At 68.3% G+C, this 12286-nt stretch carries 10 protein-coding genes; 6 read left to right on the top strand and 4 right to left on the bottom strand.

The genetic code is table 11. The features are described 5' to 3' along the window. Positions 1-58 precede the first annotated feature (58 nt). From folE to OG741_RS02610, 3 genes are all read left to right on the top strand, one after another. On the top strand, positions 59-592 hold the full coding sequence (folE, locus tag OG741_RS02620; protein WP_405594673.1) for a GTP cyclohydrolase I: 534 nt from the start codon (positions 59-61) through the stop codon (positions 590-592). 119 nt (positions 593-711) lie between these two features. Next, a complete protein-coding gene (locus OG741_RS02615) occupies positions 712-1959 on the top strand; it encodes a CynX/NimT family MFS transporter (RefSeq protein ID WP_405594671.1) in 1248 nt (415 codons plus the stop codon). Positions 1960-2030: 71 nt separating this feature from the next. Further along, positions 2031-2684: an NUDIX hydrolase gene (locus OG741_RS02610; RefSeq protein ID WP_405594669.1), complete on the top strand. Its 654-nt coding sequence runs from the start codon at positions 2031-2033 to the stop codon at positions 2682-2684. Positions 2685-2769: 85 nt separating this feature from the next. Here OG741_RS02610 and OG741_RS02605 read toward each other — a convergent pair whose 3' ends face one another. After that, positions 2770-4140 (bottom strand): DNRLRE domain-containing protein, encoded by a 1371-nt coding sequence (locus OG741_RS02605; protein WP_405594667.1) that lies wholly within the window; start codon positions 4138-4140, stop codon positions 2770-2772. A 387-nt stretch (positions 4141-4527) separates the two neighbouring features. Between OG741_RS02605 and OG741_RS02600 the strand changes: the two genes are divergently transcribed. The 3 genes from OG741_RS02600 (at position 4528) to OG741_RS02590 (ending at position 7764) form a co-directional block, all read left to right on the top strand. Continuing rightward, entirely contained in the window at positions 4528-5793 is a 1266-nt protein-coding gene (locus OG741_RS02600; protein WP_405594665.1) for an MFS transporter, read from the top strand. 5 nt (positions 5794-5798) lie between these two features. Then, on the top strand, positions 5799-6788 hold the full coding sequence (locus tag OG741_RS02595; RefSeq protein WP_405594663.1) for a hypothetical protein: 990 nt from the start codon (positions 5799-5801) through the stop codon (positions 6786-6788). A gap of 196 nt (positions 6789-6984) precedes the next feature. Continuing rightward, positions 6985-7764: a hypothetical protein gene (locus tag OG741_RS02590; RefSeq protein ID WP_405594661.1), complete on the top strand. Its 780-nt coding sequence runs from the start codon at positions 6985-6987 to the stop codon at positions 7762-7764. 176 nt (positions 7765-7940) lie between these two features. On the opposite strand, the gene OG741_RS02585 is transcribed toward OG741_RS02590, so the two are convergent. The 3 genes from OG741_RS02585 to OG741_RS02575 form a co-directional block, all read right to left on the bottom strand. Continuing rightward, a complete protein-coding gene (locus tag OG741_RS02585; RefSeq protein ID WP_405594659.1) occupies positions 7941-9464 on the bottom strand; it encodes an IPT/TIG domain-containing protein in 1524 nt (507 codons plus the stop codon). A 435-nt stretch (positions 9465-9899) separates the two neighbouring features. Further along, on the bottom strand, positions 9900-10643 hold the full coding sequence (locus OG741_RS02580; RefSeq protein ID WP_405594657.1) for an IPT/TIG domain-containing protein: 744 nt from the start codon (positions 10641-10643) through the stop codon (positions 9900-9902). A gap of 747 nt (positions 10644-11390) precedes the next feature. Next, positions 11391-12038 (bottom strand): TMEM175 family protein, encoded by a 648-nt coding sequence (locus OG741_RS02575; RefSeq protein ID WP_405594655.1) that lies wholly within the window; start codon positions 12036-12038, stop codon positions 11391-11393. Positions 12039-12286 lie beyond the last annotated feature (248 nt).

The following is a 12286-nucleotide window of genomic DNA, read 5'->3' as shown; positions in this document are numbered from 1 at the left end:
GTGAAATAACTCCACCGGGTTTCGGAGCCCTTGGTGGAAGTGGGAATGGAGGCCGCAGGTGACCATTGAAGACTGGCTCAAAACCAATGTAACCACCGACACGAGGGCGCTCGGCTGGTACAGCGGCCCGGAGTGCGAGGACCGCATCGTCCGGGCATATCGCGAGCTGCTGAGCGGCTACGAGATCGACACCTCAAAAATCCTCAAGACCACCTGCCTGGTGGACGGCGAGCACACCGGCGTGGTGCGTGTCCAGGAGAACAACTTCTTCTCGATCTGCGCCCACCACTTCCTGCCGTTCTTCGGGAAGGTCGACATCTCCTACGTCCCCGGCGACCGCATTCTCGGGCTCGGGAAATTCCCTCGCCTGGTCCAGGCGTTCAGCCGGCGCTTCCAGATCCAGGAGTACCTCGTCAAGGAGATCGCTGAAGAGATCATGGCCTCCGGCGGCGCAAAAGCCGTGCGAGTCACCTCCCGTAGCCGCCACCTCTGCATGTGCAGCCGTGGTCCCTCCGACCAGACCGTGACCACCGACACCTCATATGTGGCGGGCCATCAGGAGTTGCTGGCCAAGTTCGGCCTCGACGACTGATCCGGACTCGCGTGGCGGGAGGCGCGCAAGGCATCGGCCCTCCCGCCACGCGACACCGGTCACCCGGCCCTGGACGACCGCCGTGCGGGACAACACGCAAGCCAGCACAAGGAGAACCCGTGCGTCACAGGACGAGAGGCAGTCACCGCCGCGTGCCGGCGGCACCCTGGAAGTACGTTGTGACGACATGGCTCGCCGGCGTGGTGGCGGCAGTCGGCCTGGGGGCTGTCTCACCGGCGGGATCCGCCCTGCGTTCGTCACTGGGGTTGTCAGCCGGTGAACTCGCCTGGGCCACATCGAGCATTACGGCCGTGAGCGCCGTCCTCGGCATCCCGGCGGGATGGTGGATCCGCCGCTTCGGCGCTCACCGGGCTCTGTCCTGGGGCCTGTTCGTCATGGCGGTTGCAACGGCCACGAGCGCGACCGCCGGATCCTGGGGTCTGCTGCTGGTGTCGCGCGTCGCGGAAGGAGTCGGCTACCTGCTGGTCTTCGTGGCGGGTCCGGTCGTTCTCACCCGCATGACGCAGGGCGGCATCCGATCGGCAGCACTCGCGTTGTGGGGGACATGCGTTCCGATGGGTCTGGCCATCGCCGCGGCCACGGGCGGAGTCCTCGCATCCCAGTGGACGTGGAACCGATGGCTGGCCCTCACAGCGCTCGGTCCGTTGATCATGGCCGGAGTGCTCACCGCCGTCCTGCCTCGGCTGCCGAGGACGCCCGTACAGCACCCTCGTCGCGCAGCCGGCACCTGGAACGGGGCGCTGAGGCTCGGCGCGGCGTACGGAAGCCTGTCCCTGGTCGGCGTCGGTGCGGTGATGGTCCTCCCGCTCTTCCTCACCGAGCGCCGAGACGTATCGCCGACGGTGGCCGGCACCGTGGTGGCACTCGTCTGCCTGGGGAGTGCGGTCGGAGGGCTTGCCGCCAGCTGGCTGCTGCGGCGCGGCTGGGCCCTCTCCTCGCTCGTCCCGCTGGGCGTACTGATGCCGGTGGCCTGCCTCCCCGCCTTCTCGGCCGAGTTCCCACTCGCGGTCAGCGGCGCCGCCGCCACGCTCGTTCTCCTCGTCGACGGACTGCTGATCTCCGCAGTCTTCGCTGCCGTCCCCGCCGCGGTGAGCCGTGCTGAACATCTCGATGTCGCCAATGGCATTCTCAACCAACTCGGCAGTGTGGGAATGCTGTTGGGACCACCGGTCTTCGGCCTGGCCATCGCTGTGGCGGGATGGGGCGCCGTCGCTGCCGCGACCTTCGTCTTCGGCGGACTCGGCACAGTCCTTCTGCTGACGGGCGCCCGCACGTCCGCGACCGGCACGGCAAACGGCCTGCGGAAGGCGCCGGACGTCAGGAAGCCCAACCGCAACAGAATCTGACCGAGCCACGGCTGTGGGGATTCCCGAATGCCGTACGGCTGACGGCGGCCTTCTCCTTGAAAGGGGCGGGGATGAAAATCGACTTCCTCCCGCTGCGGGACGACACCCATGGCGAGTACTGCCTGTACTGCCACGCCGAGACCGTCGAATGGATCGTCGTGGACGGAAGGAAACGGTGCACCTGCGGCTCGTGCGGCCGCGAGGCGGAAAGAGCCGTCGTCGTCGATCCCCGCATCTGCTGGTGGACAGATTCAGACGGCGAGTACTGGCATGAGAGTGCCGGCGTATTCGTAAGGGACCCGCGAGGGAGATTTCTCTTCTTCCAGAGAACTGCCTTTCCCTACCGTCTGACCGTACCCGCAGGCCATGTCGAACGCGGAGAGGACCCCAAGCGCGCGGCAGCGCGGGAGCTCTGGGAGGAAGTAGGAATCCGCGACGCGCACGGTGATCTCCGGCTCGTTGCGGACGAGCATCTCAACGGAGACGTGTGCAGGAGGGGTTCCGACGCCCATCGTTGGCACGCCTATCTGCTGGACGTCGAGAACCGCCGGGCAGCCGGAGCTCAGGGGGAATTGACCGTGAACGAGGAAGGTGAGGCGCCCCTCTGGCTCACGCTTGACCAAGCACTCGCCTCCCGGCCGACGTTCGCCGTGGAACACATCATCGATCGCTATTCCGACAGACTCCTGCACGCCGCCGGGCGCCCTCCCGGGGAGGGGCTGTGAGGCGATGCCGAACTGCGGGAACGGCAGCGGGGGCCGTCCGTGGCTTGGTTGCGGACAGCCCCCGCGTCGTGCCGGAGGTGATCACTCAGTGGCAGCTGGTGGTGCCGCTGTCGCTGTAGGTCTTGCCGGCCTGGGGCACGAACTGCCAGTCGTAACTGTTGGAGTGCAGGGTGAACTTGAGCAGACCGTAGGTGTCGCTGTTGCGGGCTTGGCTGTTGGGCAGGATGGTGCCGAAGCCGTAGTGGCTGGCGCCGCCCATGCCGGCGACGAAGTGCCGGGCGCCGCGGGCGGTGTCGAGCTGACCGCTCGGGTTCATTTGAGCGAAACGCTCGTACTGGTGGTTGTGGCCTGTGACGATCACGTCGGCGTTGTTGTCGTAGAGCGCCTGAACGAGAGGGCCCGTGGAGGTCTCAGGAGCATGGTTGGCGCCCGACGTGAACCGCGGCTTGTGCCAGTAGGCGAGTGTGCACGGCTTGGTGCTGCCGGCCAGGTCCGACCGCAGCCACTGCTCCTGCGCCGAGCCGACGGACATGCTGACCTCAGAGTTCAGTGAGACCACGTGCCAGCTGCCCAGGTCGTAGGAGTAGTAGCCCCGCCCGGAGGGTCCGGCGACGGCGCCGTAGTAGCCGTAGTAGCCGGTGGCGCCTGAGGTGTTGTAGTCGTGGTTGCCCGGCGCCGGCTTGGTGCGCGCCTTGTGACGGCCCCACGTCGGGTCGTAGTACGTGGCGAACTCCGAGGCTGTGCCGCTGTCGTAGACGTTGTCACCGGCGGTGAACACCGTGCCGGGGATGCCGTCCAGCAGATTGGCGGTCGCGGTGTCGCCGGAGCCGGAGTTGGAGATGTCGCCTGCGCCGACCAGCACCGGGTCGCCCGAGGGCGGAGGGGTGGAGGTGGGGCTCGGCGACGGGCCGGTGCCGGTGGTGATCACCAACTGCGGGGCGTCGGCGCCGCTCTCCCGCGAGTCGTAGTAGGCGCCGTCGGAGCTGGACGAGGTCGCGCCGATGCTGAACGTGCCGTTTCCGGTGACCAGCGAGGTCACATCGATCTCGTACCACGTGTCCTTGGTGACCGAGCCGACGCTGCCCAGGGTCGCGCCGTCGATGGCAGGCTTGTTGTTCCAGGTCGTGCCGGTCTCCGACCACGTGGTGTTGGTCATCGCCCGATACGTGCCGCCGGTGTTGCTGCCGCTGTTGCTGCTGACCGTGCGGATCCGCAGCTTGGCATTGGTCACCGCCCCGGTCAGACCGCTGACGGTGAACTTCAGGAACGACTGGCGCACCGGAGAGTTGTCGACCACGAACTGGGTCGACGTGCCGTAGTTGGTGGACGGGGTGCTGCCCTGCACGTAGGTGTCGGCAACGGGGTTGAAGGTGGACGAGGCTGCGGTGGCCACGGGGGCGGTGGTGAGCAAGGCGGCGCTGGCGGCGGTCGTCAGCGCGACTGCTCCGCCTGCCATCGCTGCTCTCCGGAAGTGGCGGTTGCCCATCAGGTGATCCCATCTGAAGTGAGGGCTGTGGAGCGCGTCAGGGAACCTAGGGGCTCTCCGCAGCCATCACCCGCCGATTGGATGAACGTAGTGCGTGCTGTCAGCGAGGTCTTGTCGCGCCCGCTCACATGTTCTGACGGGCTGTGAGTAAGCCACTGCTGTACATGTCCTGCTGTTCATGTCCTGCATGCCTGTTCGCCGACTGCCGTGGGTGGTTCACGCGTTGCGGACACCGGACGATGGGCCGTCGTCATCGCGATCGAGTGCCGCCGCAGACGGACGCTCCGTGGGCGGTCGCCCTCGCCGCGGCGCACCCACCCGCTCGCCCAGTGCATGCCGCAGGAGGTGCGCAACCGCGTGTACCTGTCGACAATCGGCTGGTTCAAGGGGGCCGTCGGCACAGAGGGGTCCGGCCTCCGACGGCCCGCCCTCAGCGCCAACGTCTTCGCTCTCGGAGCGGTCAGCCTGGTCACCGACATCTCCGCCGAGATGGTCACCGCAGTCCTTCCCCTCTACCTGGTACTCGGCCTTCAGCTGAGCCCGATGGCCTACGGAGTCATCGACGGGACCTATACGGGCGCCACGGCGCTGCTGCGGATCGTCGGCGGCTACGTCGCCGACCGGACACGCAGCCGCAAGGCAGTGGCAGGGGTGGGTTACGCGCTCTCGGCCGTGGCCAAGCTCGGCTTGCTCGTGGCAGGCCGGTCGGTCGCCGCGGTCGGCCTGGTGATCGCGGTCGACCGGACCGGAAAGGGACTGCGCACGGCACCTCGGGACGCACTGATCACGCTGTCGACGCCGCCGGACGCCCTGGGCCGGGCCTTCGGTGTGCACCGGGCGATGGACAGCCTCGGTGCCTTCCTCGGCCCGCTGGTGGCCTTGGCGGTCCTCGCCGCCGCCGGCCAGTCCTTCGACGCCGTCTTCGTCACCAGCTTCTGCATTGCTGTCCTCGGGGTCGTGGTGCTGGTGCTGTTCGTCCGCGACCGGCGCGACCTGCAACCCGCGGCCAGGCCCCTCTCACCGCGCGGCGCCGCATCGCTGCTGCGGTCCGCGCCGGTCCGCCGCCTCATCCTCGCCGCCTGCCTGCTCGGACTGGCCACCGTCGGCGACGGCTTCGTGTACCTGCTCCTGCAGCGACGCGAGGAGCTGAGCACAGGCTGGTTTCCGCTGCTCGCAGTCGGCACCAACCTCGCCTATCTGCTGCTCGCCGCTCCCGTCGGCGTCCTGGCCGACCGGGTGGGCCGACTGCCGGTGATGCTGTGCGGCTATACCGCGCTGGTCGCCGTCTATCTGCTGCTCTTCGGACCACTGGACGGATGGCCGCTGATCGTCCTGACGCTCGGCCTCTACGGCGTCTTTTACGCCGCCACTGACGGCGTGCTCATGGCGCTGGCAGGCCCGATCTTGCCCGAGCGGCTGCGCACCACCGGCATCGCCGTCGTCCAGACCGGTCAGGCACTGGCCTACCTCGTCTCCTCGGTCCTGTTCGGGATGGCCTGGCAGGCGTGGGGCCCGGCCACCGCCAGCCGGATGGCCGCCATAGGCGCAGTCGTGGCGATCGCCGCCACCGCGCTGCTGCTTGCTCGCCCACCCACCACCGTCGCTCAGGAGGTATCCAGTTGAGCGCCATGACCCAGCGGACTCGGATCACCATCCTCGTGGCCGCCACGGCGGTGCTCGCCGCCGTCGCCATCGGCTACATCCACCTGGCCGCCCACCGGACCAGCGCCACCGGCAACACCGCTGATCCCCTCACCGCCACCGCGGACCGCGCGACGCTGGCTCCCGGCCCTCGACTGCTGGTGGTCAGCAACCGCCATCTCGCCACCGTCTCCCGGGTGGACCCGGGCGGACCGCGGACGGTCGCTCCGCTGGAGTGCGTCCGCGTCTACGCCGCGGCAGGCACCGGTGTCTGCATCCGTCCCGACTCCCCGTGGTCCTACCACCTGGTCGTCCTCGACCGGGAGCTCCATGAGAAGCGCGCGGTCCCGGTCCCCGGTCTGCCCAACCGGGCCCGGGTCTCGGCCAGCGGCCGCATGGTGGCGTGGACCACGTTCGTCGGCGGCGACTCGTACAGCGGCGGCGGCTTCTCCACCCGTACCGGCATCCTCGACACCCGCACCGGCGCGCTCGTCACCACACTGGAGAAGTTCGCGGTGACCAGAGGATCGCGGCCCTACCAGGCCGCCGACGTCAACTTCTGGGGCGTCACCTTCACCGCCGACGACAACCGGTTCTACGCCACCATGTCCACGGCCGGCCGCCGGTACCTCGTCGAGGGTGACTTCGCCGCCAGAACCGTGCGCACACTCAAGGAGAACGTCGAGTGCCCGTCGTTGTCACCCGACGGCACGCGCATCGCGTTCAAGCAGGCCATCGGCGCCGACCCCACCCGCGGCTGGCGGCTGTCCGTGCTCGAACTGGCCTCGATGCGGGTGACGACGCCGGCCGAGACCCGCAGCATCGACGATCAAACAGCCTGGCTCGACAACGCCACGCTCGCCTACACGGTGCGTAACAGCAGCGGCGATCCCGACGTCTGGTCCGCGCCGGCCGACGGCTCCGGCGCACCTCGCCTACTGGTCCCCGGCGCGGAGTCCCCGGCCGCACTCGGCTGACCGGGCACCACCGGGCAGTGGGTGGGTGTGGTGTATCCGGCAGACAAGCGCAGCCGATGCAGGGTGGTGCGCAGAAACCAGGAGAATACGTATTCACGTTTTTCGTGTCATAGCGTGCTTATCGATGGGATATACGTTTTCCTCCTTACCTATCCCCTTGATTGTGAAAGCACGACGGAAGGCATGGTGGTTGGTCATGGGAAGGATTGCGGTCGCACCACTGGTCCTGGCAGCGATGAGCCTGGGCCTGGCGTGCGAGCTGTCGGAACCCGCAGCGGCAACCCAGATGCCAACGAGCGCCGCGCCGTCATGGGCTGCTGCCGCGCAGATGCCGAACGTGCCCCGGACGGCCGTCCGAGGGGATGTCACGGCCAGGAGGGGCCTCAGCGTCCGTGCCCTGCCCACTGCCAACTCCACCAAACTGGGCGGGTACTCCGCAGGCGCCGAGATCAGCATCTCGTGCGAGGCGCACGGCCAGGACGTAGGCGGAGACACCACCTGGTACAGACTCGCCAACCGCTCCGGCTGGGTCGCCGCCCGCTACGTCCATGCCACACGCCCCGTCCCGCCATGCGACAAGCCGGGGCCCACGGGGCACGGGCCGACCGGACCCACGGGACCCGCCGGGCACGGGCCGACCGGACCCACGGGACCTACCGGACCTACGGGACCCATTGGCCGCACCGGACCTACGGGACCCACCGGCCCCACGGGCCCCTCCAACACCGCCAACATCACGCCGGTATACACAGCCCCCGGCACGCTGGGACCTGGACAGACCACTGCTTTGGTCGCCGTCTGTCCGGCCGGTCAAAGAGCCATCTCCGGTGGCTGGATGGCAGGCGACGAGGTCATCCCCGTGAACAACTACCGCAGCACAAGCTCCAACCCTGACGACAGTTGGACCGTCAACTTCCACAACCTCTCCAGCACGCAGCAATACTCCATCACCGCCATCGCCTACTGCTCGCCGTGACCGCACAGGGGGACGAACCGCAGTGTTCACCTGGCGATCGTGTCGTTCGATCGCAACCGGCAACGGCCAGGCTCGCTGGACCAGCCGCTGGAAGACCGCGCTGAACGCCTTCGACAGCGGTCATGTCGAACGCCTTCAGGGTCCGTTTCCAGCGGCTGGTACGGGTGGGGGGCGGGTCAGATGGCGGGGCCGGCGATGCGGGTATAGGTCAGCCCGTTGCTGACGCCCGCGGCAGTGACGACCGTTACGGTGACGGCTCCTGCGGCGCCAGCAGGGGGGAGTGCAGTGACCTGGGTGGGGGAGAGCACGGTGAACGCTACGGGGGTGCCGTCGAACAGGACGCTGGTGGTCGTGGTGAGGTTGGTTCCGGTCAGTGCGATCACATTGCCGCCACTGGCGGGTCCCTGGCTGGGAGTCAGGCTGGTGAGGGTGGGGGCTGCGAGATACGTGTAAGCGAGGGCGTTGCTGGTGCCGCCGGGGGTGGTGACGGTGACGGCTGCGGTACCGGCCGCGTGGGCGGGGGTGACGGCGGTGATTTGCGTGGGGGAGTTGACGGTGAACGATGTGGCCGCCGTCGCGTCGAAGCGCACCGCTGTCGCGTTGATGAATCCGCTTCCGGTCAGGATCACCGTGGTACCGCCCGCCACCGTTCCGGAGGAGGGTGCGATGTCTGTCGCCGATGGCGGTGTGGCATAGAAGAAGTAGGCGGGGGGACTGTCGGGGTTGCTGGTGCCGCCGGGGGTGGTGACGGTGACGGCTGCGGCGCCGGCTGCGTGGGCGGGGGTGACGGCGGTGATTTGGGTGGGGGAGTTGACGGTGAATGATGTGGCGGCTGTTGCGTCGAAGCGGACCGCTGTTGCGCCGGTGAGGTTGGTGCCGGTGAGGGTGACTGTGGTGCCGCCGGCGGTGGGGCCTTGGGTGGGAGCCAGGCTGGTGATGGAGGGTACTGCCGCGTAGGTGAAGGTTTGGGCGTTGCTGGTGCCGCCGGGGGTGGTGACGGTGACGGTTGCGGCGCCGGCTGCGTGGGCGGGGGTGACGGCGGTGATTTGGGTGGGGGAGTTGACGGTGAATGATGTGGCGGCTGTTGCGTCGAAGCGGACCGCTGTTGCGCCGGTGAGGTTGGTGCCGGTGAGGGTGACTGTGGTGCCGCCGGCGGTGGGGCCTTGGGTGGGGGCCAGGCTTGAGAGCACGGGGGCGGTCACGTAGGTGAAGGTTTGGGCGTTGCTGGTGCCGCCTGGGGTGGTGACGGTGACGGCTGCGGCGCCGGCCGCGTGGGCGGGTGTGACGGCGGTGATTTGGGTGGGGGAGTTGACGGTGAATGATGTGGCCGCTGTCGCGTCGAAGCGCACTGCTGTTGCGCCTGTGAGGTTGGTGCCGGTGAGGGTGACTGTGGTGCCGCCGGCGGTGGGGCCTTGGGTGGGGGCCAGGCTGGTGATGGAGGGTACGGCCGCGTAGGTGTAGGTGACGGTCTGGGCGCTGGTGCCCTGGCTGGTGGTGACGGTGACATTGACTGCGCCGGTCCCGGGGGGAGTCACCGCGATGATCTGTGTGCTGCTGGTGACGGTGAAGGAGGCGGCGGCGGTGGTGCCGAACCGGACGGCTGTCGCGCCGGTGAAACCGGTACCGGTCAGTGTGACTGTGGCCCCCCCGGAAGAGGGTCCCTGGTTGGGACTGACAGAGGACAAGGTGGGGGCAGCCATGGTTGTACTCCTTCACGCATCACTGGGGGCAAAGCCGCACGAGGCATAGGTGTGCTGGGCGAATTGGACGGTGCTGTAGATGAGCTGGAGCTCGCGGCGGGCAAGCCCCCTACGACGCGGTTGGGCATTTCCGGCCGCTGCCATCAAGGGCGGAAGCGGATGGACACATGCCCGGCACGTCGTCCCTGCCGTGGCCGGCGATTGAGTCGGGCTGTCAGCGGAATCTGGGTCAGCGCCGAGCACGACCACCCGCTCAGCGAGCCCACCGCCAGGTAATGACAATTCAGATGCCGGTGAACGAGACTCGGGTGAAGACGGCTGCTGTGTGCCGGAGTTCACCGTGGGCGGGGAGCGCCCGGGCGCGAGTGGATGCCTACGCCCGGGCCTCTTTCACTGTCCGGCCCGGTGGTCAATCGGGTGCCGGAAGACGCCGACTCAGATGCCCGGACCGCCTACGTAGGTGAAGCCGCCGACCTCCGTGGCGCTGCCGCCGGTGGTGGTGACGACGACGTCGACTGCGCCTGCGGTGCCGGGCGGGGTGACTACGGACACGGTGGTGCTGTTGACCACGAAGAACGGCGTAGCTACGCCGTCGAAGGTGATCGACTGGGTGGTGGACAGGTTGGTGCCGGTGATTGTCACTGCGGTGCCGCCGGAGGTCGATCCGGAGTTGGGCGACAGCGTGGTGACCGTGGGCGTGTCCACGTAGGTGTAGGACAGGCCGTTGTTGCTGCCGCCGGCTGTGGTGACGCTCACGCTGACCGCTCCGGCCCCGGACCCGGCCGGGACGGTGACGCTGAGCTGGCTGTCGGAGATCACGGTCGGGGTCGCGGCGTTGGCCCCGAAGTTGACGGCAGACGCGGTGGACAGCCCGGTACCGTTGATGGTGATGGTGTTCCCGCCCCCGGTGGGCCCGGAGGTGATGTTCAGAGCGCTCTTGAACGGGGCGCCGATGTAGAAGAACGACAGCGGGTTGCTGGTGCCGCCCGATGTCGTCACGGTCACGTCGACCACGCCGGCCCCGGACGGGGAGGTGACCGTGACCGACGTGGGGGTGTTGGCAGTGATGGTGGCCAGCTTGCTGCCGAACTTCACGGCAGTGGCGTTGGCGAGGTTGACGCCGGTGATGGTGACGGTGGTGCCGCCACCGGTGGATCCCTGGTTAGGGCTGATGGGCATGGGTGTACCTCCAGAAGATGGCAACGCGTGCGATGGTTGGAGGAGCGTCCTGTCCCAGCGGCCGGGCATCGCCACTCCTCAGCAAGCGATGCACCCGCCCTGGACCTGGCACAGCACGGGGTGGGAAGCACTGTGGGGCGCATACGCCCGGATCCTCCGCAGCCGATCGACCACATCGACTCGGTCAGGACGTGCGCCCGGGCTTGGTCGCCCGCGACTGGGGCGCCCCTGGCTCAGGCCATCGGGATAGGGGTGGGGGGCAGGGAGACCGCTCGAGCGACGGACAACTCCTGACCACGCTCGAGCGCGCCGCACCGGTGGCAGGTCCTGTCCTGTGTGATTGCCGCTGGCTCAATCGCACTACGCAGCTTGGGCGAACGACGGACTGGCCATCGTCTGGCCTCGAAGAGGAAGGATGAACCTGCGGTTCCGGTACGCCCATTACCCCAGGTGAGCGAGCCCGTCCACAACCCCCCTGACGCCGCATCACCCGAAGGGCGGAGTCCCTGCACATTCTTTCTTCCCGCCCAGAGGGTTTCACGGCTGGATGACGCAGTTCTGCGACGAATGGCGGGTCGCCCGCGCCGCTGACCTGCGCCGGGCGCGCGCGGCTGGTACTTCCAGCGCGGCATCGGCGCACTGCCCGCGGCGTTGCGGGACCTCTCGCCGCTGGTTGACACATCGTCGTCCGAGACGAGTCGGCGCAGAGGCCCCCGACAGGCCTCCGAAGAGATCCGTGACGGAGTCCTACGGGGCGTCGGCCTGCTGGTCGGCCGAGCGCAGGCGCTTGGCCCGCTGGCCCGTCACCGTCTTGATTGGGATCAGCACCGCCCACCACAGCTTCGCAGCGGTCGGGGAGACGAAGGCGAGGGGCACGGCGACGGCGAATACCAGCACCGTCGACGCCAGATCGACCACATCGTTGCGTGCGACGGGATCAGGCAGCGCCTTACCCAGCGACGGGCGCTTCCACAGAGCGACCGCAAGCGCGAGTTGTGTGGCGCCCATGGCCGCGACGGCGCCGGAGTAGACGGCCACCGACTGCGGCTCGTCCCCGTACTCGGCCAGCAGGGTGGTGGGGAAGGGCATCAGGGCGATCAGCGCCAGGCTCAGCAACCCGAGCCTGATGACCACCGCATCCACCTTCTGCGTGTACCGGAAGATCTGGTGGTGGCCCCGCCAGAACGCGGCGATGACCAGAAAACTGAGGGCGTACGCCCAGACGTTGGGCATCACATCCCCCAGCGCATCCTCGAAACCGGCGGGGTCCAGCCCGGCGGGCAGCGTGATGTCCAGCGCCAGCAGCGTCATCGCGATGGCGAACACGCCGTCCGACAGCGCGAGGAGTCGGTCCGCGTTCCCCTCGTCGTCCCGCACTCGCTGGTGGCCACTCACAGCCCCTCACCTTAGGGTTGAATGCCCCAGAATGCTCGGATTGATCAACCCGAGGATGGCGCCCCCTTTGACGAAGCCCCGCCGGTGTCGCGCAGGTGGCACCATCCCGCGCCGGTCGCGACCTCGTTCGTACGCACAGCGATAGGCGGCCGCGATGCGCACGGTATCCCTCGCCGCGTGTCACCCTCATGCGCGTTCGGGGTGGCGCAGACACGAGTAGTGGGTTCTTTCTGGTTGCAGTGGTCCGT

This window comes from Streptomyces sp. NBC_01410 (genome assembly GCF_045040195.1).
GTDB lineage: Bacteria > Actinomycetota > Actinomycetes > Streptomycetales > Streptomycetaceae > Streptomyces.
Note: the sequence above shows the minus strand (reverse complement) of the source record. Positions and strands in the feature narration are given on the sequence as shown.

Excerpts from the sequence above, each read along its gene's own strand:
- OG741_RS02610 (WP_405594669.1), top strand. The coding sequence starts at position 2,031 with ATGAAAATCGACTTCCTCCCGCTGCGGGACGACACCCATGGCGAGTAC.
- OG741_RS02605 (WP_405594667.1), bottom strand. The coding sequence starts at position 4,140 with ATGGCAGGCGGAGCAGTCGCGCTGACGACCGCCGCCAGCGCCGCCTTG.
- OG741_RS02595 (WP_405594663.1), top strand. The coding sequence starts at position 5,799 with ATGACCCAGCGGACTCGGATCACCATCCTCGTGGCCGCCACGGCGGTG.
- OG741_RS02585 (WP_405594659.1), bottom strand. The coding sequence starts at position 9,464 with ATGGCTGCCCCCACCTTGTCCTCTGTCAGTCCCAACCAGGGACCCTCT.
- OG741_RS02580 (WP_405594657.1), bottom strand. The coding sequence starts at position 10,643 with ATGCCCATCAGCCCTAACCAGGGATCCACCGGTGGCGGCACCACCGTC.
- OG741_RS02590 (WP_405594661.1), top strand. The coding sequence starts at position 6,985 with ATGGGAAGGATTGCGGTCGCACCACTGGTCCTGGCAGCGATGAGCCTG.